General features: G+C 31.1%; 24 protein-coding genes. 13 read left to right on the top strand and 11 right to left on the bottom strand.

Annotated features, from left to right (window positions below):
• Positions 1-2: 2 nt before the first annotated feature.
• From ftsH to QZ824_RS03545, 6 genes are all read left to right on the top strand, one after another.
• Positions 3-2033, top strand: a complete 2031-nt coding sequence (ftsH, locus tag QZ824_RS03570; protein WP_291274659.1) for an ATP-dependent zinc metalloprotease FtsH — start codon at positions 3-5, stop codon at positions 2031-2033.
• Between the two features lie 97 nt (positions 2034-2130).
• The gene (locus QZ824_RS03565; RefSeq protein ID WP_291274658.1) at positions 2131-2733 is read left to right on the top strand and encodes a lactate utilization protein B/C; all 603 of its coding nucleotides are present in this window, start codon (positions 2131-2133) and stop codon (positions 2731-2733) included.
• Position 2734: 1 nt separating this feature from the next.
• Positions 2735-3541: a phosphatidate cytidylyltransferase gene (locus QZ824_RS03560; protein WP_291274657.1), complete on the top strand. Its 807-nt coding sequence runs from the start codon at positions 2735-2737 to the stop codon at positions 3539-3541.
• Positions 3531-4196 carry a phosphatidylserine decarboxylase family protein gene (locus tag QZ824_RS03555; protein ID WP_291274656.1) on the top strand — a complete coding sequence of 222 codons (666 nt, stop codon included), beginning with the start codon at positions 3531-3533 and terminating at the stop codon, positions 4194-4196. Before QZ824_RS03560 ends, QZ824_RS03555 begins: the two co-directional genes overlap by 11 nt.
• Positions 4189-4473, top strand: a complete 285-nt coding sequence (locus QZ824_RS03550; protein WP_291274655.1) for an acyl-CoA-binding protein — start codon at positions 4189-4191, stop codon at positions 4471-4473. The genes QZ824_RS03555 and QZ824_RS03550 overlap by 8 nt, the downstream gene beginning before the upstream one ends.
• A 45-nt stretch (positions 4474-4518) precedes the next feature.
• The gene (locus tag QZ824_RS03545) at positions 4519-5289 is read left to right on the top strand and encodes a superoxide dismutase (RefSeq protein ID WP_291274654.1); all 771 of its coding nucleotides are present in this window, start codon (positions 4519-4521) and stop codon (positions 5287-5289) included.
• Positions 5290-5362: 73 nt separating this feature from the next.
• On the opposite strand, the gene QZ824_RS03540 is transcribed toward QZ824_RS03545, so the two are convergent.
• Together QZ824_RS03540 and QZ824_RS03535 are read right to left on the bottom strand one after the other, a co-directional pair.
• Positions 5363-5785, bottom strand: a complete 423-nt coding sequence (locus QZ824_RS03540) for a DUF1456 family protein (protein ID WP_291274665.1) — start codon at positions 5783-5785, stop codon at positions 5363-5365.
• 10 nt (positions 5786-5795) lie between these two features.
• Positions 5796-6488, bottom strand: a complete 693-nt coding sequence (locus QZ824_RS03535; RefSeq protein ID WP_291274653.1) for an alpha/beta hydrolase-fold protein — start codon at positions 6486-6488, stop codon at positions 5796-5798.
• A gap of 147 nt (positions 6489-6635) precedes the next feature.
• Between QZ824_RS03535 and QZ824_RS03530 the strand changes: the two genes are divergently transcribed.
• A complete protein-coding gene (locus QZ824_RS03530) occupies positions 6636-7037 on the top strand; it encodes a TerB family tellurite resistance protein (protein ID WP_014389054.1) in 402 nt (133 codons plus the stop codon).
• A 71-nt stretch (positions 7038-7108) separates the two neighbouring features.
• Here the strand turns inward: QZ824_RS03530 and uvrB are convergent, their stop codons facing one another.
• Both uvrB and uvrA read right to left on the bottom strand, forming a co-directional pair.
• Positions 7109-9097 carry an excinuclease ABC subunit UvrB gene (uvrB, locus tag QZ824_RS03525; RefSeq protein ID WP_291274652.1) on the bottom strand — a complete coding sequence of 663 codons (1989 nt, stop codon included), beginning with the start codon at positions 9095-9097 and terminating at the stop codon, positions 7109-7111.
• Between the two features lies 1 nt (position 9098).
• Complete coding sequence (gene uvrA / locus QZ824_RS03520) at positions 9099-11912, bottom strand: excinuclease ABC subunit UvrA (protein WP_291274651.1); 2814 nt, start codon at positions 11910-11912, stop codon at positions 9099-9101.
• Between the two features lie 293 nt (positions 11913-12205).
• Here uvrA and QZ824_RS03515 point away from each other — a divergent pair, with 293 nt between their 5' ends.
• Positions 12206-12793, top strand: a complete 588-nt coding sequence (locus tag QZ824_RS03515) for a sigma-70 family RNA polymerase sigma factor (RefSeq protein WP_291274650.1) — start codon at positions 12206-12208, stop codon at positions 12791-12793.
• Between the two features lie 48 nt (positions 12794-12841).
• Positions 12842-12988: a hypothetical protein gene (locus QZ824_RS03510; protein WP_291274649.1), complete on the top strand. Its 147-nt coding sequence runs from the start codon at positions 12842-12844 to the stop codon at positions 12986-12988.
• Positions 12989-13003: 15 nt separating this feature from the next.
• Here the strand turns inward: QZ824_RS03510 and nth are convergent, their stop codons facing one another.
• Entirely contained in the window at positions 13004-13666 is a 663-nt protein-coding gene (gene nth, locus QZ824_RS03505; protein ID WP_291274648.1) for an endonuclease III, read from the bottom strand.
• A 71-nt stretch (positions 13667-13737) separates the two neighbouring features.
• Between nth and bcp the strand changes: the two genes are divergently transcribed.
• The gene (gene bcp, locus QZ824_RS03500; protein ID WP_291274647.1) at positions 13738-14190 is read left to right on the top strand and encodes a thioredoxin-dependent thiol peroxidase; all 453 of its coding nucleotides are present in this window, start codon (positions 13738-13740) and stop codon (positions 14188-14190) included.
• A gap of 27 nt (positions 14191-14217) precedes the next feature.
• On the opposite strand, the gene QZ824_RS03495 is transcribed toward bcp, so the two are convergent.
• Positions 14218-15675, bottom strand: coding sequence for a TonB-dependent receptor (locus QZ824_RS03495; RefSeq protein ID WP_291274646.1), 1458 nt, complete (start codon positions 15673-15675; stop codon positions 14218-14220).
• Between the two features lie 111 nt (positions 15676-15786).
• On the opposite strand from QZ824_RS03495, the gene QZ824_RS03490 reads away from it, so the two are divergent.
• From QZ824_RS03490 to QZ824_RS03480, 3 genes are read left to right on the top strand one after another with little or no spacing between them, the layout of a single operon-like run.
• Positions 15787-16554: an MBL fold metallo-hydrolase gene (locus QZ824_RS03490; protein ID WP_291274645.1), complete on the top strand. Its 768-nt coding sequence runs from the start codon at positions 15787-15789 to the stop codon at positions 16552-16554.
• Positions 16555-16556: 2 nt separating this feature from the next.
• Positions 16557-17039, top strand: a complete 483-nt coding sequence (locus tag QZ824_RS03485) for a hydrolase (protein WP_291274644.1) — start codon at positions 16557-16559, stop codon at positions 17037-17039.
• A gap of 33 nt (positions 17040-17072) precedes the next feature.
• Positions 17073-17606 carry a hypothetical protein gene (locus QZ824_RS03480; RefSeq protein WP_291274643.1) on the top strand — a complete coding sequence of 178 codons (534 nt, stop codon included), beginning with the start codon at positions 17073-17075 and terminating at the stop codon, positions 17604-17606.
• 12 nt (positions 17607-17618) lie between these two features.
• On the opposite strand, the gene QZ824_RS03475 is transcribed toward QZ824_RS03480, so the two are convergent.
• The 5 genes from QZ824_RS03475 to QZ824_RS03455 form a co-directional block, all read right to left on the bottom strand.
• The gene (locus tag QZ824_RS03475) at positions 17619-17828 is read right to left on the bottom strand and encodes a hypothetical protein (RefSeq protein WP_291274642.1); all 210 of its coding nucleotides are present in this window, start codon (positions 17826-17828) and stop codon (positions 17619-17621) included.
• Positions 17829-17833: 5 nt separating this feature from the next.
• Positions 17834-18478 carry an alpha/beta fold hydrolase gene (locus QZ824_RS03470; protein WP_291274641.1) on the bottom strand — a complete coding sequence of 215 codons (645 nt, stop codon included), beginning with the start codon at positions 18476-18478 and terminating at the stop codon, positions 17834-17836.
• Positions 18479-18481: 3 nt separating this feature from the next.
• Positions 18482-18796 carry a hypothetical protein gene (locus QZ824_RS03465; protein ID WP_291274640.1) on the bottom strand — a complete coding sequence of 105 codons (315 nt, stop codon included), beginning with the start codon at positions 18794-18796 and terminating at the stop codon, positions 18482-18484.
• Positions 18797-18898: 102 nt separating this feature from the next.
• On the bottom strand, positions 18899-20143 hold the full coding sequence (locus QZ824_RS03460; protein ID WP_291274639.1) for a dihydroorotase family protein: 1245 nt from the start codon (positions 20141-20143) through the stop codon (positions 18899-18901).
• Positions 20140-22068: a VWA domain-containing protein gene (locus QZ824_RS03455; RefSeq protein ID WP_291274638.1), complete on the bottom strand. Its 1929-nt coding sequence runs from the start codon at positions 22066-22068 to the stop codon at positions 20140-20142. Before QZ824_RS03455 ends, QZ824_RS03460 begins: the two co-directional genes overlap by 4 nt.
• Positions 22069-22144 lie beyond the last annotated feature (76 nt).

Below are 22144 nucleotides of genomic sequence, written 5' to 3'. Positions count from 1 at the left end.
ATATGTCAGAAAACAACAAAAATAAACCCAATATTAAAGTTTACAAGATTGGACCATGGTTTTTTCCAACTGTAGTTATTTTACTTTTATTAGCAATTAATTTTTTCGACAAAGGTTTATCTTCTTTTGGTTTTCCAGAACCAATTTCTGTAGCTCAATTTGAAGATTTATTGGCTAATAATGAAGTGAAAGAAGTTATTGTTTATAATAACAAAACTGCTGAAATTACGTTAAATGATAAAGGAATTTTAGATCCAACTTTTAAAAACACCAAGAATCCTGTTTTTGATAGTAAAAATAAAAAAGGTCCTCATTTAGTAATTGAGAGTATTGGTTCTGCCGAATTATTTCAAAAAACTATTCAAGAAGCTAAAACAAATAAACTTTTAGCTAATTATGACTATAAAACAACCAGTGATTGGGGTGAAATTATAACGTTCTTATTACCTACATTTTTAATTATTGGTTTCTTTTACTTCATGTCAAGAAGAATGGGCGGTGGCGCTGGTGGAGGTGGCCAAATCTTCAGTATTGGCAAATCAAAAGCTAAATTATTCGATGAAAAAAATGATGTAAAAATAACTTTTGAAAATGTAGCCGGTCTTGAAGGAGCTAAAGAAGAAATACAAGAAATTGTTGAATTTTTGAAAAACCCTGAAAAATATACAAGTATAGGAGGAAAAATACCTAAAGGTGCCTTATTGGTTGGTCCTCCAGGAACAGGTAAAACTTTACTAGCTAAAGCAGTAGCTGGGGAAGCAAAAGTCCCATTTTTCTCATTATCAGGTTCTGACTTTGTAGAAATGTTTGTAGGTGTTGGAGCATCAAGAGTAAGAGATTTATTTAAACAAGCTAAAGAGAAAGCACCTGCTATTATTTTTATTGATGAAATAGATGCTGTAGGTAGAGCTCGTGGTAAAAACAATTTTTCAGGAGGAAATGATGAACGTGAAAATACTTTAAATCAACTTTTAACTGAAATGGATGGTTTTGGTACCGATACTAACGTTATTGTACTAGCTGCTACAAACCGTGCTGACGTATTAGACAAGGCATTAATGCGCGCAGGACGTTTTGACAGGCAGATATATGTAGATTTACCAGACATTAGAGAGCGTAAAGAAATTTTTGAGGTACATTTAAAGAACATCAAAAAAGAAGAAGAATTAGATACAGACTTTTTAGCTAAACAAACTCCTGGTTTCTCAGGTGCAGATATTGCAAATGTTTGTAATGAGGCTGCTTTAATTGCTGCTAGAAAAGATAAAAAAGCGGTTAACAAACAAGACTTTTTGGATGCTGTTGATCGAATTGTAGGCGGACTAGAAAAGAAAAATAAAATTTTAACTCCTGAAGAGAAAAGAGCCATAGCGATACATGAAGCTGGGCATGCAACAGTGAGTTGGATGTTAAAATATGCAGCTCCTTTAGTTAAAGTAACCATCGTTCCACGTGGTCAAAGTTTAGGAGCGGCGTGGTATTTACCCGAGGAAAGACAAATTGTTCGTACAGAGCAAATGCTAGATGAGATGTGTGCTACTATGGGAGGTCGTGCTGCAGAGAAAGTTGTTTTTGATAAAATTTCAACAGGTGCTTTGAGTGATTTAGAAAAAGTAACACGTCAAGCTAGAGCAATGGTAACTATTTATGGTTTAAATGATAAATTAGGAAATATTACCTACTATGATTCAACAGGTCAATCAGATTATAATTTTTCTAAGCCTTATTCTGAAGAAACAGCACAGATTATTGATAAAGAGATTTCAAATATTATTGAAGAGCAATACCAACGTGCTATTGAGATTTTAACAGAAAATAGAATTAAGTTAGAACAATTGGCAGATGTACTTATTGAAAGAGAGGTTATTTTTAAAGATGATTTAGAGAATATATTTGGTAAAAGACCATTTGATACGTTTGAGGAGCATAATTCTGAAACTAATAATTTTGAAGTTTCTGAAAATCAACAAGATACTAATGTTGATTGCGAGGCTTCTAGTTCTGAAAGTACTTCATCTGAAATGACAGAATAAATAAGAGTTAAAAAAATATTAAAAAATCTTAATTCGGAAGTGATTTTGAATTAAGATTTTTTTATATTTGAAAGTTAAGAACCGTTAGAAGAAAAGAATGAATATTTTCAAGAAAATATTTGGGAATCAAGGAGAAAACGAAAACCAAGATAAAAATGAGGGGAAAAGTCCATATTCTCCTGATGAAAATTTGCCTATAGACGAATTGTTTACCGTAAATTTTAAGAGAAATGGCGGTAAATTTATCTATTGTGAGAATATCGGAGAAGTTCATGAAAACTTTGAAAATATTTTAGCTGAAAATGATTGGTTTGAAACAAATGTATTATGTTTTGATTCACGATTATTTCATTTTTTAGATGAAAATAATCTAACTCATCTAGAACAAAATCAGCCTTCTTTTTACTTTACTGCTTGTGAAAATTTAATTGCTGATGAAGGCTCCATTTTGTTTTCATCTAAACAATTTAAACAGTTTAAAATAGACGAATTACCTGCAAATATTGTTGTATTTGCTTCTACAAGTCAAATTCTTCAATCGAAAAGTGATGGAATGAGAAATATAAAAAATAAATATAACGGGGAATATCCAACTAACATTACTGCCATTAAATATTTTGAAAAAGCAACAGAAGAAGATTTTTTGCATTATGGAAGCTGTCATAAGAACTTATATTTACTCCTCTTAGAAGATTTGTAAAATGAATGAAACTTTAACTAGAGCCCTTTCTGGAGGTGTTTATGTAGCTTTACTTATTATTTGTACGTTATTTTCTTCCCTTAGCTTTCACATATTATTTACTGTATTTATGTGTCTAAGTATTTTTGAATTTGCTAAAATGACTAAATTCAACTATCCTTATGTGTTTGCTCTTTTTGGTATATTGCTTTCAGCGGCCATTTATGTAGGAAAACCAAGGCCTAATAATTTTGTTTATATTGCTATAGGTAGTGTGATTTTTGGTTTAATGCTTTTGAATAATCTATTTAGAAATATTACTTTTTCAAAAAATCATAAAACCTTTAGCCACTTATTTCTATACATTACAATTCCTTTTACCCTAATTTTACTTCTACCTAATTTTAAGTATCCTTCAGAACATAGAATTGTAATAGCTATTTTTATTATGATTTGGTGTAATGATACTTTTGCTTATTTAGTGGGTAAATCAATTGGCAAAACAAAATTAATGGAGCGAATATCTCCAAAAAAAACAATAGAAGGATTCATAGGCGGTGTAATTTTTACAATTATTGCTAGTATATTAATTAGTTACTTTTATACTTTTTTTAACGTAACTTTGTGGATTGGAACAGCAATCTTGGTTTCCATTTTTGGTACGTTAGGGGATTTAGTGGAATCTAAATTTAAGAGAGAAGCTGGAGTTAAAGATAGTGGTTCAATCATGCCTGGTCATGGTGGTATATTAGATCGATTAGATAGTGTAATTTTTGTTACACCATTTATATTTTTATTTTATTTAATTTATTTTAATTATGTTTCATAAAGAAGGAGGCAAAATAATTTTAATCTCAACATTTTTATCTGTTGTTGGTGTTTTTCTAGCAGATTATTTTTTAAGTGAAAAATATCCCTTATTGTTTAAAATTATAGGTGTTTTAATTTTAGCTTTTTTAGTTTTAATTCTTCAATTTTTTAGAAATCCAACCAGAATAGCAGATAATAGCGATAACCATATTTTAGCACCTGTTGATGGAAAGGTGGTTGTAATTGAGGAAGTTTATGAACCCGAATACTTCAAGGATAAGCGTTTGATGGTTTCTATATTTATGTCACCTATTAATGTGCACGTTACTCGTTATTGTGTAAATGGAATTGTAAAGTATAGTAAATATCACCCTGGGAAATATCTTGTGGCTTGGCATCCTAAAGCGAGTGAAGAGAATGAAAGAACAACTGTTGTAATTGACAACAGAATTTATGGAGAAATTCTTTATCGTCAAATTGCTGGAGCTTTAGCTAGAAGAATCATCAACTATGCAAAAGAAGGCATGCGAGTGGTTCAAGGTAAAGATGCTGGTTTTATAAAATTTGGATCTAGAGTTGATATTTATTTACCTTTAGGAACTCCAATTAATGTTAAGCTTGGAGATAAGGCTATTGGTAATAAAACTGTTATTAGTAAAAAAGTAAATGAGTAATTTATCGTTAGATGAAAGATTCAAGGAAGCTGTTCGTATTGCTAATGAACAAATTCCTAAGCCTTCTGTACCACAAGATGTACAATTGGTTCTTTATGCTTATTATAAACAAGCGTTATCAGAAAATATAAGCTATGGTCATCATGGTTATGAGTCAGATGAAGTCGTGACTGCTTTTAAACAAAATGCGTGGATGCAAGTGAGACATTTAAGTGCTGATGAAGCTAAAGAAAAATATATTGAAATCATTAATCAATTGTTAAAAGATAGGCGATAAGCTTATCTTTTTTTAATTTTGTATCAATCAAAAAAATAAAAGAATATGAAAAAGCTAATGATAACTAGTGTACTTCTAAGTACATTATTAACTTTTGCAGGTTGTAAAAAAGAAAAGGAATTGGTAGAAGTTACAATTCCAGAACCTGAGAAGAGTTCAGTTTCAACTCAAATTGGAAATCCCGAAAACGTAAGAGCTGAAGATCAAGAAGGACCTTTTCAAATGATAAAATTGCCTTATGCCTATAATGCTTTAGAGCCTTTCATTGATGCGCAAACAATGGAAATTCATTTTTCTAAGCATCATGTTAATTATTGTAACAAGTTAAATGCAGCTGTAAAAGGAACTGATTTAGCTAATAAGTCAATTGAAGAAATTTTAACAAAATTAGATTTAAAAAATAGCGAAGTTAGAAACAATGGAGGTGGTTATTACAATCACAATTTATTTTTCGAAATATTAGGGCAAAATGCAACTGAACCTAAAGATGCAATTTTAGAAGCTATTAACAAAGATTTTGGTTCTTTTGAGAATTTTAGAACTCAATTTTCAGAGAAAGCGAATAAATTATTTGGTTCTGGTTGGGTTTGGTTAATTGTTGATAAAACCGGAAAATTAGTAATTACAACTTCGGCTAATCAAGATAATCCCTTAATGCCAAATGCTGAAATTAAAGGAACTCCTATACTGGCTTTAGATGTTTGGGAACATGCTTACTATTTAAAATATCAAAATAAGCGAAAAGATTATGTTGAAGCCTTTTACAACGTTATTAATTGGAAAAAGGTAAATGAAAAATATAATGATGTTAAATAGTAATAATTCGATTGGATAGAATATTGCTTATTAAAATAATGAATAAGAAAGCGCATCAATTGATGCGCTTTTGTTATTTAGAATCTTTACCCGGTTTAAATTTAAATCGTTCAACGGGATTGGATTTAACTGGTTTTTTGTCTGCAAATTTAGATTTTCCAAACGGTTTTTTAGCCGCAGGTTTTTTTGAAGACGGACTGTTTTTTTGTTCTTCTTTTTGTAATGGTATTTTAGTAGCGGCATTTGTTTTTAAAACCTCCATCGGGTTTTTAGGGTTTTCTTTAGTACCTCTTAAATAAATTACCAAACCGTTTAAGAAGTTACGCAATACCTGATCGCCACAATCTACATACTTGGGATGGTCTTCGTTTCTGAAAAAATTACCAATTTCTCCTTTTGAAATACGAAAATCAACCAATTCTAAAATTTCAACAATTTGATCGTCTCTTAATTGTAAGGCAACCCGTAGTTTTTTAAATATATCGTTATTTGTCATCATTCATTAATTAGAAAAGCCAAAGATACGCTTTTGCAAATTGTTCGCGCCATAATTTTTCATTATGTTCTCCATTTGTAATTATGACTTTTTTGGTTAACATTTTACATTCACATCGAATTCTGTTTAAATCATGCGCCAATTCATTTAAATCCGTTACCATGTTTTCACTTTCCTTGGTCCCGCACATAAAATAAAATTTTGCATTTGATTTATCCGTCGCTTTACTTAATTCCAACAATTCTTTTTTATTGATCCAAAAGGCAGGCGAAAAAACACCTGCTTTTCCAAAAATATCAGGATGTTTAAATACAGCATAATAGGCAAATAAACCACCTAACGAGCTTCCAAAAATAGCGGTATGGTTTTTATCTGTTTTTGTTCGGTAAGTTGAGTTAATATACGGCATGACTTGATGTAAAATGAAATCCAACATTAAATCTGCTTTTCCTCCGCCATAATTATCATTTTTAAAAGGGGTTAATTCGTTAATTCGTTCTTGATTCCCGTGTTCAATTCCCACAACAATACAATTGGCTTTTAAACTGTCTAGCGTTTCATCAACTTGCCATTCTCCTGCAAATGAAGTCTTTGAGTCAAATAAATTTTGTCCATCCATCATGTAAAGAACCGGGAATTTCTTATGTATGTCTTTAGCATAATTGACTGGTAAATAAATCCAAATTTTTTTTGGGTATCCCAATTTATTGGCGGTTAATGTTAACGTGTCTATCTTGCTTTGAGCGAACAAGTTACCGGACAGCGTTAAAATTATGATAAAAAAATAGATGTTTTTTTTTAACATTTTTTTATATTTGATATAGATTCATCATTAAAATTACATTTTTAAATGGAACCACAAGAAGAAAAATTAAATTTATTACGCGAAATGATTGCCTTTGCATTGGTAGATGGTGAATTGCATGATCGAGAATATGATTTTATCGAGATGGTAGCCACTGAATTAGAAATTGATAAACCCACTTTACATAAACTATTTGAAAATAAAGACAGTGTTCAAATCATGAAAGATGAATTCAGTCGTATTTGTCAGTTTTATCGTTTGGCGTTGTTAATGCATTGTGATGATGTATTACATGAACGTGAACAAATTAAAATTAATGAAATAGGGATTAATATGGGACTCAATCCATTTGCTATGAAACGCATTTTAAACATGATGCAAAAATCACCGAATGGTTTAATTGATGGTCAAACCTTATTGGCTTTATTTTCAGAACAGTATAATTAAAAAGCAAGTTAATTTAGTTTCATATTATATTTGCAATTACCAAAGTCTTAATTGTTTTAGAAACTGTGTGCTTATAATTTATCTTGCCATGATTTAATTTCATCTCTGTATTTGGCTGCTTGCATAAAATCGAGTTCTTTAGCTGCTTTTTCCATTAATTTACGTAATTCTCTTATTTTTTTCTCTATTTCGGGCTTACTTAAATATTCTAACACAGGTTCTGCTGCAACTTTTGATGCATCCATGTAATTGTATGTAGCAATTGAAGATTTTGTAAGTGCATTTTCAATTGATTTATTTAATGCTTGTGGCGTTTTATTATTTGCCAAATTGTAATTCATCTGCTTTTCTCTACGATAATTGGTTTCGTCAATTGTACGTTGCATTGAATTTGTAATTTTATCGGCATACATAATGGCTTTTCCGTTCACATTTCTTGCAGCTCTTCCCACTGTTTGTGTTAAAGAACGGTGGCTTCTTAAAAAACCTTCCTTGTCAGCATCTAAAATAGCTACTAATGATACTTCTGGTAAATCTAAGCCTTCACGTAATAAGTTTACTCCAATTAATACATCATATAAACCTTTTCGTAAATCTTGCATGATTTCAACACGTTCTAAGGTGTCAACATCTGAATGGATGTAACGGCAACGTATTGCTACTTTAGTCAAATATTTAGCCAATTCTTCTGCCATTCTTTTCGTTAAAGTAGTCACCAATACCCGTTCATCTGCTTCACAACGAACCTGAATTTCTTCAATTAAATCGTCAATTTGATTGGCACTAGGGCGTACCTCTATAATAGGATCCAATAAACCTGTTGGTCGAATAATTTGTTCTACAAATTCGCCACCTGTCTTTTGTAATTCATAATCAGCAGGGGTGGCAGATACATATAAAACCTGATTTTGCAAGGCTTCAAATTCTTCAAATTTTAACGGTCTGTTGTCCATAGCAGCGGGTAATCGGAAACCATATTCAACCAAGTTTTCTTTTCTACTTCGGTCACCACCATACATAGCATGAACTTGAGAAATAGTCACGTGACTTTCATCAACAACCATTAAATAATCATCAGGAAAATAATCCAATAAACAGAAAGGTCTTGTGCCTGCTTGTCTACCATCTAAATAACGCGAATAATTTTCAATACCCGAGCAATATCCTAGTTCTCGAATCATTTCTAAGTCGAAATTAGTTCGTTCTTCCAAACGTTTGGCTTCTAGATGTTTACCTATTTCTTTAAAATAATCAACTTGTTTTACTAAATCTTGTTGAATTTCCCAAATGGCTTTCTGCAAAACATCGGGAGAGGTTACAAACATATTCGCGGGATATATATTTAAACGTTCATAACGCTCAATGACTTTGGATGAAGTAGCGTCAAAGGCTTCAATTTCTTCAATTTCATCTCCAAAAAAATGAATTCGAAACGGATCATCAGCATAACTAGGGAAAATTTCAACAGTATCACCTTTAATACGAAAAGTTCCTGCGGTAAATTCGGCCTCAGTTCTAGCGTATAAACTTTGAACTAATCGGTGTAAAAGTTTTGTTCTCGAGAGTTGCTGCCCGTTTTCTATTGAAATTACATTTTTTTGAAATTCAACCGGATTTCCGATACCATATAGACAAGATACTGATGAAATTACGACAATATCTCTTCTTCCAGAGAGTAGGGCAGAAGTCGTACTTAAACGTAATTTTTCCAACTCATCATTTATGGATAAATCTTTTTCAATATAGGTGCCTGTTACAGGAATAAAGGCTTCAGGTTGATAATAATCATAGTACGACACAAAATATTGAACAGAATTATTAGGGAAAAACTGCTTAAATTCCGAGTACAATTGTGCCGCCAACGTTTTATTATGAGCTAAAATTAAAGTTGGCTTTTGTACTTCTTGTATCACATTGGCTACCGTAAAAGTTTTACCTGAGCCGGTTACTCCCAACAAGGTTTGGTATTTTTCGCCCGTATTTATTGCATTAGCTAGTTTTTTTATAGCTTCAGGCTGATCTCCTGTTGGTTTGTAATCTGATACAACTTGAAAACGCATATTAATTCAATTTCTCTTTTAAATAAATCCCCGTAATAGATTTTTTGTTTTTAGCAACTTCTTCAGGAGAACCAAATGCGACTAAGTTCCCACCCTTATCACCACCTTCAGGACCAATATCTATGATATAATCAGCACATTTAATTAAATCTAAATTGTGTTCAATTACGATTATGGAATGTCCTTTATCTATTAAGGCATCAAATGAAGCTAATAATTTTTTAATATCATGAAAATGTAAACCGGTTGTTGGTTCGTCAAAAACAAATAACATTTTTTCTTTTGTAGCACCTTTAACTAAGAAAGAAGCTAATTTTATACGTTGCGCTTCTCCACCAGATAAAGTTGAAGAAGATTGACCAAGTTGTACATAACCCAAACCAACATCTTGTAGGGGTTGCAGTTTTTGAGTTATTTTAGTTTGCTTGTGTAGATTGAAAAATTCCAAGGCTTCATCGATGGTCATTTTTAATACGTCATCAATGTTTTTTCCTTCAAAATTAACTTCCAATACTTCCTTTTTAAATCTTTTTCCTTGGCACGTTTCACATTCCAAGTGAACATCGGCCATGAACTGCATTTCTATTGTAACTTCACCATCACCTTTACAGGTTTCACAGCGTCCTCCATCAACATTGAATGAAAAATGTTTGGCTTGGTAACCTCTTAATTTAGACGTATTTTGTTTAGCAAATAAATCGCGAATATCGTCATAGGCTTTGATATAAGTCACCGGATTAGATCGTGAACTTCTCCCAATAGGATTTTGATCTACATATTCAATATTCTTTATATGTGAATAACTTCCTTCTAAAGCAGTAAATTGTCCGGCTTTATCACCTAATCCAGTTAATTTTTTTTGCAATGCTGGAAATAATATTTTCTTCACAAGTGTACTTTTTCCACTTCCAGAAACTCCCGTAATAACAGTTAAACAGTCTAAAGGAAAAGTTACGTCAATATTTTTTAAATTATTTTCTCGAGCACCTTTAACTTCTATATGATTTTTAAATTTTCTTCTATTCTTAGGTACTTCTATGACATATCTTCCAGATAAATACTGAGCAGTTAAAGAATCACAAGTTAAAATATCGTCGTATTTTCCTTGTGCCACTAACTGTCCACCATGAGTCCCTGCTTCTGGACCAATGTCAATTATCATGTCAGCCGCTTTCATAATATCTTCATCATGTTCAACCACAATTACTGTATTACCTAATTTTTTCAAATTTTCTAAAACAGTAACTAATTTTTCGGTGTCTTTTGGATGTAAGCCGATACTTGGTTCGTCTAGGATATACATCGATCCTACTAAACTACTTCCTAAAGATGTAGCTAAGTTTATGCGCTGTGATTCACCTCCAGATAAAGTGGATGAATTTCGGTTTAAAGTTAAATAATTAAGTCCCACATCGTTTAAAAATTGTAAACGATTTTGAATTTCTAACAATAACCTTTTGGCTACTTTGTAATCGTAATCAGAGAGTTGTAATTCGTTGAAAAAAGGAATAAGTTGAATAATTGGTAAATCAACTAAATCAGAAATTGTTTTCCCACCTACTTTTACATTATTGGCTTCTTGACGAAGGCGTTTTCCTTTACAAGTTGGACATTTTGTCTTTCCTCGGTATCTTGATAATAAAACTCTGTTTTGAATTTTATAATTATTTGCTTCTAAATCGGCAAAGAAATCATGTAAACCAGTAAAATAACGATTTCCATCCCATACCAATTGCTTTTGTGCTGCACTCAATTCAAAGTAGGGTTTGTGTATTGGGAAATCAAAATGATGTGAATTATTCACCAATTGATCACGGTACCAACTCATACTCTCCCCTCGCCATGGAAAAATTGCGTTTTCATAAATGGATAAAGCGGTATTAGGAATCACTAATTCTTCATCAATGCCTATAATATTTCCATAGCCCTCACAACTTGGACAAGCACCATAAGGATTATTAAAACTAAATAAATGGATGTTCGGTTCTAAAAAATCTAATCCGTCTAATTGAAAATTCGTATTGAAAACAGTTTTTTCATTTGTGTCAGCATTTTGTACAGACAATTCCCCTTTACCTTCATAAAAGGCAATTTGTATAGCATCTGCAATTCGATTAAAAAATTCTTCTTCATTTTTAACCACAATACGGTCTACAATCAACACTATTTCTTTATCAGTAAGTGTCTTTTCATCAATCATTTCTAGAGTAGCCACAAAATCATCCAAACGAACCGTTTGATTGTCTACTAAAATACGTGCAAAACCTTGTTGTAGCAATACTTTAAGTTTATCAATTAACTTTCTACCTTCTTCCAAATGGATAGGAGCTAATAACAACCATTTTGATTCAAGAGGTAAGGTTTGAATAAAGTTTACAACGTCTGAAACGGTATGTTTTTTTACTTCTTGACCAGAAATAGGGGAGTACGTTTTTCCGATTCTTGCGAAAAGCAATTTCAAGTAGTCGTAAACTTCAGTTGAAGTACCTACAGTAGATCGAGCATTTGTAGTATTTACTTTTTGTTCTATGGCAATAGCAGGAGCAATTCCTTTAATGTACTCCACTTTTGGTTTGTCTAATTTACCTAGAAACTGACGCGCATAAGAAGATAAACTTTCAACATATCGGCGTTGACCCTCTGCATAAAGTGTGTCAAAAGCTAAACTAGATTTTCCAGATCCTGAAAGTCCTGTAATCACAACCAATTCATTTCTTGGAATGGCTACGTCAATATTTTTTAAATTGTGTAATTGCGCTCCTTTAATTAAGATATGTTTTTTGGGATCTAATCCAGTTATGTCTTTCTTTTCCATGCCAAAAAATGAATTTTCGCAAAGATACAAATTATAAGTTCGAAAAAGGTATTAGACTGATATCAAAATGAATTAATTTAGTAATAGTTTATAATCTAATTTTCACTTTTTTCTATTAAAATATCTTGTTTTATTGTCTGAAAACTGTTAAATTTTTAATTGATATTTGTTTTTTTGAAATATTTAACATTATATTTGTTCTTGACTAACCCAAAAACCTAAATAGCCTATAGTAACAAAAATACTTTTTAGAATTTCTAGACCAAACTTAATTAACTCTAAAAGGTATTACTATGGTAAATCGTGTACAGCTTTCAGATGCTATTTTATTAAAGAACTACATTGACGGTGATGAATCTGCATTGGCTATTTTGATTGAAAGACATCAAGCTAAAGTGTATGGCTTTATTTATTCTAAAGTGGGAGATACAACTATAAGTGATGATATCTTTCAAGATACTTTTATTAAAGTTATTAAGACTCTTAAAACAAACGCTTACAACGAAGAGGGCAAGTTTTTACCTTGGTTGATGCGTATTGCTCATAATCAGACTATTGATTTTTTTAGAAAGAATAAAAAAATGCCTATGCAACGAGAGACAGAAGAGTATAGTATTTTTAATTCCATGTCAGATTCTGCTCAAAACATTGAGGGTAAATTAATTGAGTTTCAAGTTGAGAAAGATTTAAAAAAATTAGTAGAGTCTTTACCTGAAGATCAAAGAGAAGTTTTGAAAATGCGCTTTTATGATGATTTGAGTTTTAAAGAAATTGCTGATATTACTGGGGTAAGTATTAATACAGCCTTAGGACGAATGAGGTATGCCGTAATTAATCTAAGAAAGTTAATTGAAAAAAATAGAATAATTTTAACGAATTAATACAATAAATTATTTTGGTTTGCGTTGTAATAGAAATAAAACTATTATATGGCAAAACTTTACTCTAAGAAAAAAGAAGCTACTACCAAAAAGCTTTTACCATCTAAAACAACGGTTGATTTAATTTTGAGTTATTCGAAAGCATTAAAAATAGTGAGGGCTGGTAATCTTACTTTTGAAAGTCTTTCAAACTAAGAAAGGCTCCAGAATTTATTTTGGAGCCTTTTTTTTATAATATTCATTAATTACCGCTTTCCTTCCTATGGTTTTGGTTATTATATCTTTGTCTAAATCCCAACCTCGTGCTGGAGAATATTCTCTTCCATACCATATTATCTGAAGGTGTAAGTCATTCCAGCGTTCTTTTGGAAATAAAGTTTTAGCGTCTTTTTCTGTTTTTTCTACATTTTTGCCATCAGATAATCCCCATCGGTACATTAATCGATGGATGTGAGTATCAACAGGAAAAGCAGGAACACCAAAAGCCTGACTCATAACAACACTTGCCGTTTTATGTCCAACAGCGGGTAATTCTTCTAAATCTTTGAAATTTTGAGGGACATTGCCATTGTGTTTCTCTATTAATATTTTAGATAATCCATAGATTCCTTTTGATTTCATTGGTGATAATCCACAAGGTCTTATAATATCTTGGATTTCTTCCACGCTCATTTTAATCATATCATAGGGATTATCAGCTTTTGCAAAAAGAAGTGGTGTAATTTGATTTACTCTAACATCTGTACATTGAGCAGAAAGTAAAACGGCAATTAATAAGGTATATGCATCCTTATGATCTAACGGAATTGGAATTTCTGGATAAAGTTCATTTAACGTATTTATAACAAATGTTGATTTCTCTTTCTTAGTCATTTTTGTATTTTTGATTGCACAGATCAAAAATAACAGATAACTTTAATATCTAAAACTAAAAATTAAAATAAATGACACATTTAAAAATAGGTGATGCAGCTCCTGCTTTCTCAGGAATTGATCAAAATGGAACCACACATTCTTTAGTTGATTACAAAGGAAAAAAATTAGTTGTTTTCTTTTACCCAAAAGCTAATACTCCTGGATGTACAGCAGAAGCTTGCGATTTAAGAGATAATTATGAACGTTTCAAGGCTAATAATTATGAATTACTTGGTGTAAGTGCAGATAGTGCTAAAGCACAAAAAAAGTTTGAAGAAAAATATGATTTTCCATTTGCGTTATTAGCTGATGAGGAAAAGAATATAATTAATGCCTTTGGAGTTTGGGGCCCAAAGAAATTTATGGGTAAAGAGTATGATGGTATTCACCGAACTACATTTGTTATAAATGAGGAAGGGGTAATAGAAGATATTATTAAAGAAGTAAAAACGAAAGCTCACGCAGCTCAGATTTTAAAATAAAAATAGCCGACGAAAAGTCGGCTATTTTTATTTTGCTAATTCTTTTGTTTTTTCATAGCCAAAAAGTTTGTCCTTTTTGATGATTTCGGCAATTCCTTCTGGTAGCATTTCTTCCCAGCCAGATTCACCTTTACTAATCATTTTTAAAACTTTTCTAGAGAAAATTTCTAAGATTTTGTCATCATATAATTTAATATCAACAACCTTACCATTGAATTTAAAGAATTTGTATAATTCTTTCATTCTTGGATGTACTTTTAGGTTGTCAGAATTAATGATTTCTCCAGTTTCAGGGTCTTTCATTGGATATAAATAAACTTTTAAATCGCGATAGAATAGTTTTCCAAAGGCTTCAAGTATTCCTCCAGATAAATGGCGGTAGTATTTTTCGTCAAAAATATCAATCAAATTACTCACTCCCATGGCTAATCCCATACGTGATTTTGTAAAGCTAGAGAAGTATTCAACTACTTTAAAATATTCTTGGAAATTTGAAATCATAACGGTTTGTCCTAAAGAGCATAATAATTCAGCTCGATCCAAGAAATCTCTTTCGTCAATTTCACCCTCTGCTTTTAGATTTGACAAAGTAATTTCAAAAACAACGAATGTGTTTTTAGTGTCTACTTTGTTTTCTTCAATAAACATTTCATAGGATTGTCGATACATATCCATATTTACCTTGGTAACTGGCCTAAAACTTCCTCTTAAAGCTAAAATATTTTTCTTATACAAAACAGCTGCAGGCAAAACATTTTTACCCTCTGGATTAAACATAACTGCATCTGTCATGCCATTTTTAACTAATTGTAAAGACATTAATCGATTGTCAACATTAGCAAAACGAGGACCAGAGAAATTAATAGTGTCAATTTCTAGTTGGTCTTTGTCTAAATGGTCATATAAATAACGTAATAATTTTTTAGGATCATTATGCTTGTAGAAAGCTCCATAAATTAAATTCACCCCTAATATACCTAGTGTTTCTTGCTGTAAACGAGCATCGTTTTCTCTAAAACGAATGTGTAAAATAATTTCGTTATAATCTTCGTCTGGCTCAACTTGGAATTTAATTCCTACCCAACCATGTCCTTTAAATTGTTTTGCGAAGTCAATAGTTGCAACCGTATTAGCATAACTAAAGAAAATTTTATTCGGGTGTTTATCTCTTTTTAAACGTTGTTCAATAAGTTTTACTTCATGAGTTAACATTTTTCTAAGACGACTTTCAGTTACATATCGTCCGTCGTCTTCCACACCATAAATGGCATCACTAAAGTCTTTGTCATAAGCAGACATAGCTTTGGCGATGGTTCCTGATGAAGCACCAGCTCTGAAAAAATGTCTCACAGTTTCTTGACCAGCGCCAATTTCAGCAAACGTACCGTAAATATTTTCATTAAGATTAATGCGTAAAGCTTTATCTTTTATCGAAGGAATTTGTTCAATTACCTTGTCTCCTCTAAGTTTTATTTCGGTTGTCATTTTATTTTTTTACAATAAACGTATGTAGGGCAATTTATTTTATTAGGCAAAGTTAATAAATTATAAGGTTTTAAAAAGTCAATTTTAGTATTTTTGCTAAAATTTAACGCGGTGAAAGTTTATTTTTTAGGTACGGGTACTTCACAAGGTATTCCAGTCATCGGAAGTCATCATTCGGTTTGTTTAAGTGACAATCCCAAAGACAAACGATTACGTGTTTCAGTATGGGTACACAGTGATGATTTTTCTATTGTAATAGATTGTGGTCCAGACTTTAGACAGCAAATGTTAGTTAGCAAATGTCCTAGATTAGATGCTTTGTTGTTCACACACGAGCATGCTGATCATACAGCTGGATTAGATGATATTAGGCCTTTTTATTTTGCTCAAGGCGACATTTCTATTTACGCTCATGGTCGTGTATTAGAAAATTTAGCTCGTCGCTTTGATTATATTTTTGAATCTGAAAATAAATATCCTGGAGCACCTTCAGTTAACGCTATTGAAGTGAAAGTGAACGATTCTTTTAAAGTCAAACAAGTTGAAATTGAACCTATTAACGCTAGTCATGGTAATTTGCAAATTTTTGGATATAAAATAGGAAGTTTTGTTTATTTAACTGATGTCAAGTCGATGGATATTTCCGAGGTAAATAAAATAAAAGGGATAGCTGTTTTAGTGATTAATGCGTTGCGATTTGAACCACATAATACACATTTTAATATTGAAGAAGCATTAGATTTCATATCTTTGGTGCAGCCTAAAAAAGCATATTTAACACATATTAGTCATCTGATGGGATTTCATGATGAAGTGCAAAAAATGTTGCCAAAAAATGTGTATTTGGCTTATGATAATTTAGAAATTGAAATTAAATAGTTATGAAAAAACACCTTTTACTTTATGGTTTTTTATTTTCTTTGTTGATTAATATTTTTCAATATGTCAATTCTAGTAAAATATTGAATAAGAGTGAACAAGTTGTACAAAATTCAAGAAAAGAAGTTAAAATTGCTCGTGATTCTATTAGTCATTTGCTAGAAGCCAACGCTTTTTCTTTAGAACAAAACTCGGACGCACAAGAGTATTTTTATCCTTCTGATTATGCTAAAGTAAAAGCAAAAGTGAAAGAAGATATTATGGAGTTGAATTCGGCAAAAGGAGGCAATAAATTAGTACCCTATGAACCAATAAATGGAACTAATTTTATAATTGATCAGGTGAAGTTTTTGAATCATAGATGGATTATTGCTAATTATTCTGACGGAAAAGTTTGGGGTGAAATTTTGGTAAAATATTTTCACAATGAGAATAAACCTTCCGAATTTGAAACGATTGAAACGGTAATGTATACCAATAAATGATTTCAATTATCTTAATAGCTCAAAACTAAGAAAATGAAAAAAATAGTACTCCCTTTACTGTGTATTATTACAAGTTTTTTATCTTGTGATTATATTTTAAAATCATCAGGAAAATCAGAGAATATGGTTGAGATTGATTCGTTGAGAAAAAATCAAATTATTGATGACAAAAATGAGCATGGATGTGATTTAAAAGCAGGTTACAAATGGTCTAATTTGGATGAAAAATGTATTCGCGTTTTTGAAGAAGGGTATCGATTAAGTTCAATTGCAAAAGACTCTTTAGGAAATAGTAAAAATGCTTATTTTTTCATTGCAGATGACAGTTTACGTGCAGAAGTTTTTCTTCCTGATTCTAAAGAATCTATCGTATTAACTAGAGAAGACGAAGGGGAGAATTTTAAGTTTAAGGATTTTGAATTAAAGCAAAAAGGGGGGTATGCACTTATTTATAATGATAATGTATTATTTAAACCAGCTTTAGCGAAAGATTTGAAAATTATTGAGAGTGATGAACCTGAAATGAAAGGAGACCCTGAAGGAATGAAAAAAGATTCTACGAAATAAAAATAGTGACAATTAAGTCGCTATTTTTTTTATAATCTCTTGAATTGACTCGTGATTTAAATTTAAAGCATTTAAAATAAATTTTATTTTGCTTAGATTTTTTTCATTAACTGCAAGGTCAAATTCATTCATTAAATTGCTATGAAACAACATTTCATTTACGGTCAAGCCTTTTAAATTTTTTATACTTGAAGCAGCAATTAAAATTTCGTTTTCAGTCATTTAAATTAATTCTGCTCCAACCAATTTTTAAAATCCCAAAAATTTTGTGGCGCTACGCCATGACCTACCGGGTATTCTTTGTAGGTGATAGGTAAACCTAATTTTTCTAAGTAAGGTTGTGTTTTTCTTGCCCATTCCACCGGTATTACTTGGTCTACACTGCCATGAGAAGCAAAAAAATTAATATGTTGCATTTTGTTCACATCAAATGATTCAGGTAAAAGCTTTTCATTAAAATACCCACTTAATGCTACTATTTTAGAAATTTTTTCTGGGTAAGTAAACGCCACACCGTAGCTAAGAATTGCTCCTTGACTAAACCCTATTAAACTAATTTTTTGTTTGTCTATTGGTAATTTACTCGTGATTTCATCTAAAAACTGTGCAATTAAATGAATAGATTCTTTCGCTTGCTGATCATCTGAGAATTTGTTTTCATCGGCATCAAAATAAATGGCATACCAAGCATATCCAAATCCACCTTGTAAAGGATAGGGAGCTTGAACAGAAATTACATAATGGTCTTCTGGTAATTCACTGGCAAAAGAAAATAAATCTTCTTCATTACTTCCATATCCATGTAACAAAACCAAAGCAGGATTTTTTTCTAACTTAATTTTTGGTTCTCTTACCAAATAGTGTAAACTCATGTTTTATAAATTTTTAAAAAGATTCTGAAAAGTTAGTCCAACAATAGGGACTAATTTTTTTTCACGATTAGCTGCACCAATAAATCCAGTTGCTAATAACCCCAATGTCAATACATAATAAGCCACAGAAACAATCCAACTATCAAAGTAACCAATAAAATAACTAAATAAATGAAAACTTAAATTGATACCTAAGCCTTGACGAATATGGAAACTATTAAATTCTGTTTTCTTTTCTTCAGTATTCATTAAAATAGCAACAATAGAACCAATGATGGTAATATAAGCCATAATTGCAGGTGTATTGTTTTCTTTCATATATTTAAATTTTATTTTCAGTTCTTATGTTTTGCATTACCTTTTTAATAATTGGTATTAAGTAATTTTCAATAAACGTATCGATAATGATGATTTCAGTATTTATAAGTTTGATTTTTCTCCATTAATTATACCATAAACTTCACCCTTCATTTTTTTTCCTAGCATTATAGCGTTTTTAGAGAAAGATGTAATATTTTTTGGTTCAAAAGTCCAATCAGTTGTAGGGTTGAACAACGTTAATTTTGCTTTTGTTCCTGTCCTAATTGGATTTTCTTTCAATAATCCTAAATGATGCGTAAGTTTTTCCACAATCACCTCTAGGGGTAAGACTTTTTGCAATGCACCAAAAATACTTTCTAAACCTATTGAACCGTCATCAGCTAAATCATATTCTAATCGTTTGTTTTCTACATTTACAGGACAATGATCGCTTGTTATTACGTCTATAGTTCCATCTAAAATGCCTTCAATTAACGCTTGTCGATCTGTTTCTGATCTTAAAGGAGGCATTAAACGTGTATTTGAGTTAAAGTTGGTCAGTTCTTCATCGGTTAAAACTAAATTATTTACCGATACTCCACAAGTAATGTGTAATCCTTTTGCTTTTGCTTCTTTAAGTAATTCTACTGATTTTTTTGTAGAAATCATAGGCACATGCATTTTACCATTAGTGTAGGCCAATAAAGATAAATTTCGTTCCAAGTCTAATTCTTCAGCTAAAGCAGGTATTCCTTTCATTCCTAGTTTTGTGCTGACGATTCCTTCATTTACAAAACCTTTGCCTTTGATGTCTTTATTCATTGGAAAGGCAAAAATTGTTGCATCAAAATCTTGGGTATATTGCAATGCTATTTTTAAGAGATTCGCGTTTGGAGTTGGTTTTTTATAGTCACCAAAAGCAATCGCTCCTGCGTTTTTCATGTCAAATAGTTCAGCCAAATCTACTCCTTCAGCGTTTTTAGTCATACATCCAACAACATGTAATTGTGTGATTTTTTCTTGAGCTTTATTTTGCATTAAATGAATCACCGATTGATTGTCAATGGCTGGATTAGTATTGGAATGTACCAATACATCTGTAAATCCACTTTTTGCGGCAACTTTTAATCCATTTTCAATGGTTTCGGTTGTTTCATATCCTGGTTCTCCAAAAACAACCGAGGTGTCTATCCAACCTTTTGAAACGTAAAGATTTTCTTTTGTAATGACGTGATTGTCTTCTTTTGGAGTTATATCTTTTTCAATAGCCGTTATAACTCCATTTGTAATTTCGATATCAATTTTTTGGTTGTGAAAGGCGTTATTTTTGTCAATCAGTGTTGCGTGTTTAATTAAAAGTCTCATTTGACAAATTTTTGGATTAGTAGTTCCGTTAGTAATAAAAGTAGTGTTGCTAGTATAAAAGACTTCCAAACTTCACTATTTGTTCGATTGGAATGTATGTCGTTATAAAATGTACTGATGGAGTTTATAGTTGTACAATGATCAAAAAAATCGTTGTTTATTTCTGTTAAATTACTTTCTGATCGAGGGTAATTAAAACTGATGTTTTTTAATATTTCTTTGTCTTTCAAAACCGAATAATTTCCTGCTTTTTCAGGATAATTTCCAAAAGTTAATTTGATTTTATTATTCAAAATTTGCTGCATAGGGATAAAACTATTTTCAGCATTTGAAACACTTAATACATTATCTTTAGCAATGGTTTCATTGATAATTGTAAAATTGTTTTCACCAATGATAAATCCATTTAATCCTGTTTTATTGTTGTTTTGTCCCATGTTGTAAAAGGTAGGAACAATTAATGGTGAATTTTGGAAATTCGAATTTTGCTTGTCAATTGCTGCACTAAAAAAATATAAATTTCCTAAACGATTTGTAAGATTACCAAGGAAAATATTTTGATCTTCAAACTGTAAAACAGGTAGGGCTTTTCCATTTGTTGACCAACTTGAGGAAACTTTTGGATATTGGAAATTGTTTACTTTTTTCTCGAAAACATTTACATAAATTGGGTGGTTAAAACTAATTTTTGTAATCTGTTTATCTGAAGTTTTAGAATTGAAACTTATTGAACCAAATGTTTTTAGGAATGAGTTATATGATGCGGTATTACCTTCTACTGCGGGAATAAATACAATTGTTCCGCCTTTTTCATAATAATTTTTCAAGGTGGTAGTTAACGCTGTTGGAATTTCAGGAATTTCATTAAGTATGATGGCATCTTGACTTTCTAGTGAACTGTAGTTTAAAGTAATGAGTTCAGAATTGGAAAAATTGAATTCATCTGAAGTATAAATTCGTGACAAAAAATTGTTTTTTTCAGGTTTCCCAATCGCTAGAACACTCGATTTTTCAGGTTTTGAAATACTAAAATAAAAAGTGTTGTCATAACTTAAAGCATTATCTTCGATTTGAACATAACCATGAAAATTATTTTTTGGAATGGTGAAAAATATTTCTTTTTGAGGTTTTTCTTTTGAAATTAAAGATTTTGCAACCAGTTTTTTGCCATTATACATAGCAACTGGAATGTCGGCTTGTAAATCACCATAGAATTTAAAGTTGATTTTTAATTCGTAAAATTGATCCAAAATTTGACTAATTTGAACATTCTCAATAGTAACATTCTCGGTTTCATTTGCTTCTAATTTCTGAATGTAAATAGTAGAGTCTTCATGAAGTGAAGCCTTTAATTGATCTTTTAGGCCTACAGCATCAGTAATAAATAAAATATCTTTAGGAACACCAGGTTTTTTAGCCTCAATTCTAGCCATAATAGCCTGTGGATGGAATGTGGTAGATGAATAGTTTAGATTCTGCAAATCTTTTTGAATACTTTTAATATCGCTATCGTAAAAATTTTGATCATTGGTTATTACTGATAGTTGTTGGTTTTCAGGGGTATTCTCTAAAATTTCTTGAATGGCGCGTTTCAATAATTCACCTTTATTACCTTGGGCTTGCATTGAAAAAGAATTATCTAGAACTACAATTAATTCATTGTTTTGTTTGTTTGCTTCTTTTGATTTGAAAAAAGGTTGGGCAAAAGCAATGATTAAAGCTGCTAAAAGAAGTAATCTAGTGGCTAATAATAACCATTTTTTGATTGTTGAACTTTTACGTGTTTGAATTTCTAGTTCTTTGAGCAATTTTACGTTAGTAAATTCTTGTTTCTTAAAGCGTCTTAATTGGAATAAATGCACCAAAATTGGTACAATCAATAGCAATAAAAAGTATAAGATTTCTGATTTTAACCTGCTTAACATAACACGCAATGATACCCTTTATGTGCGTACCGAATTTAAGGGAGGAAATAAGGATAAGGACTCGTATAAGTTAAAC

The sequence above is a fragment of the Flavobacterium sp. genome (assembly GCF_021151785.1).
GTDB lineage: Bacteria > Bacteroidota > Bacteroidia > Flavobacteriales > Flavobacteriaceae > Flavobacterium.
Note: the sequence above shows the minus strand (reverse complement) of the source record. Positions and strands in the feature narration are given on the sequence as shown.

Bases quoted from the DNA above. Each gene is read 5' to 3' on its own strand.
- QZ824_RS03455 (WP_291274638.1), bottom strand. From the start codon at position 22,068: ATGTTAAGCAGGTTAAAATCAGAAATCTTATACTTTTTATTGCTATTG.
- QZ824_RS03555 (WP_291274656.1), top strand. From the start codon at position 3,531: ATGTTTCATAAAGAAGGAGGCAAAATAATTTTAATCTCAACATTTTTA.
- QZ824_RS03485 (WP_291274644.1), top strand. From the start codon at position 16,557: ATGAAAAAACACCTTTTACTTTATGGTTTTTTATTTTCTTTGTTGATT.
- QZ824_RS03530 (WP_014389054.1), top strand. From the start codon at position 6,636: ATGGAACCACAAGAAGAAAAATTAAATTTATTACGCGAAATGATTGCC.
- uvrB (WP_291274652.1), bottom strand. From the start codon at position 9,097: ATGCGTTTTCAAGTTGTATCAGATTACAAACCAACAGGAGATCAGCCT.
- QZ824_RS03540 (WP_291274665.1), bottom strand. From the start codon at position 5,785: ATGACAAATAACGATATATTTAAAAAACTACGGGTTGCCTTACAATTA.
- QZ824_RS03480 (WP_291274643.1), top strand. From the start codon at position 17,073: ATGAAAAAAATAGTACTCCCTTTACTGTGTATTATTACAAGTTTTTTA.
- uvrA (WP_291274651.1), bottom strand. From the start codon at position 11,912: ATGGAAAAGAAAGACATAACTGGATTAGATCCCAAAAAACATATCTTA.
- QZ824_RS03550 (WP_291274655.1), top strand. From the start codon at position 4,189: ATGAGTAATTTATCGTTAGATGAAAGATTCAAGGAAGCTGTTCGTATT.
- QZ824_RS03475 (WP_291274642.1), bottom strand. From the start codon at position 17,828: ATGACTGAAAACGAAATTTTAATTGCTGCTTCAAGTATAAAAAATTTA.
- QZ824_RS03470 (WP_291274641.1), bottom strand. From the start codon at position 18,478: ATGAGTTTACACTATTTGGTAAGAGAACCAAAAATTAAGTTAGAAAAA.
- QZ824_RS03510 (WP_291274649.1), top strand. From the start codon at position 12,842: ATGGCAAAACTTTACTCTAAGAAAAAAGAAGCTACTACCAAAAAGCTT.
- nth (WP_291274648.1), bottom strand. From the start codon at position 13,666: ATGACTAAGAAAGAGAAATCAACATTTGTTATAAATACGTTAAATGAA.
- QZ824_RS03460 (WP_291274639.1), bottom strand. From the start codon at position 20,143: ATGAGACTTTTAATTAAACACGCAACACTGATTGACAAAAATAACGCC.
- QZ824_RS03560 (WP_291274657.1), top strand. From the start codon at position 2,735: ATGAATGAAACTTTAACTAGAGCCCTTTCTGGAGGTGTTTATGTAGCT.
- QZ824_RS03465 (WP_291274640.1), bottom strand. From the start codon at position 18,796: ATGAAAGAAAACAATACACCTGCAATTATGGCTTATATTACCATCATT.
- QZ824_RS03515 (WP_291274650.1), top strand. From the start codon at position 12,206: ATGGTAAATCGTGTACAGCTTTCAGATGCTATTTTATTAAAGAACTAC.
- ftsH (WP_291274659.1), top strand. From the start codon at position 3: ATGTCAGAAAACAACAAAAATAAACCCAATATTAAAGTTTACAAGATT.
- bcp (WP_291274647.1), top strand. From the start codon at position 13,738: ATGACACATTTAAAAATAGGTGATGCAGCTCCTGCTTTCTCAGGAATT.
- QZ824_RS03545 (WP_291274654.1), top strand. From the start codon at position 4,519: ATGAAAAAGCTAATGATAACTAGTGTACTTCTAAGTACATTATTAACT.
- QZ824_RS03495 (WP_291274646.1), bottom strand. From the start codon at position 15,675: ATGACAACCGAAATAAAACTTAGAGGAGACAAGGTAATTGAACAAATT.
- QZ824_RS03565 (WP_291274658.1), top strand. From the start codon at position 2,131: ATGAATATTTTCAAGAAAATATTTGGGAATCAAGGAGAAAACGAAAAC.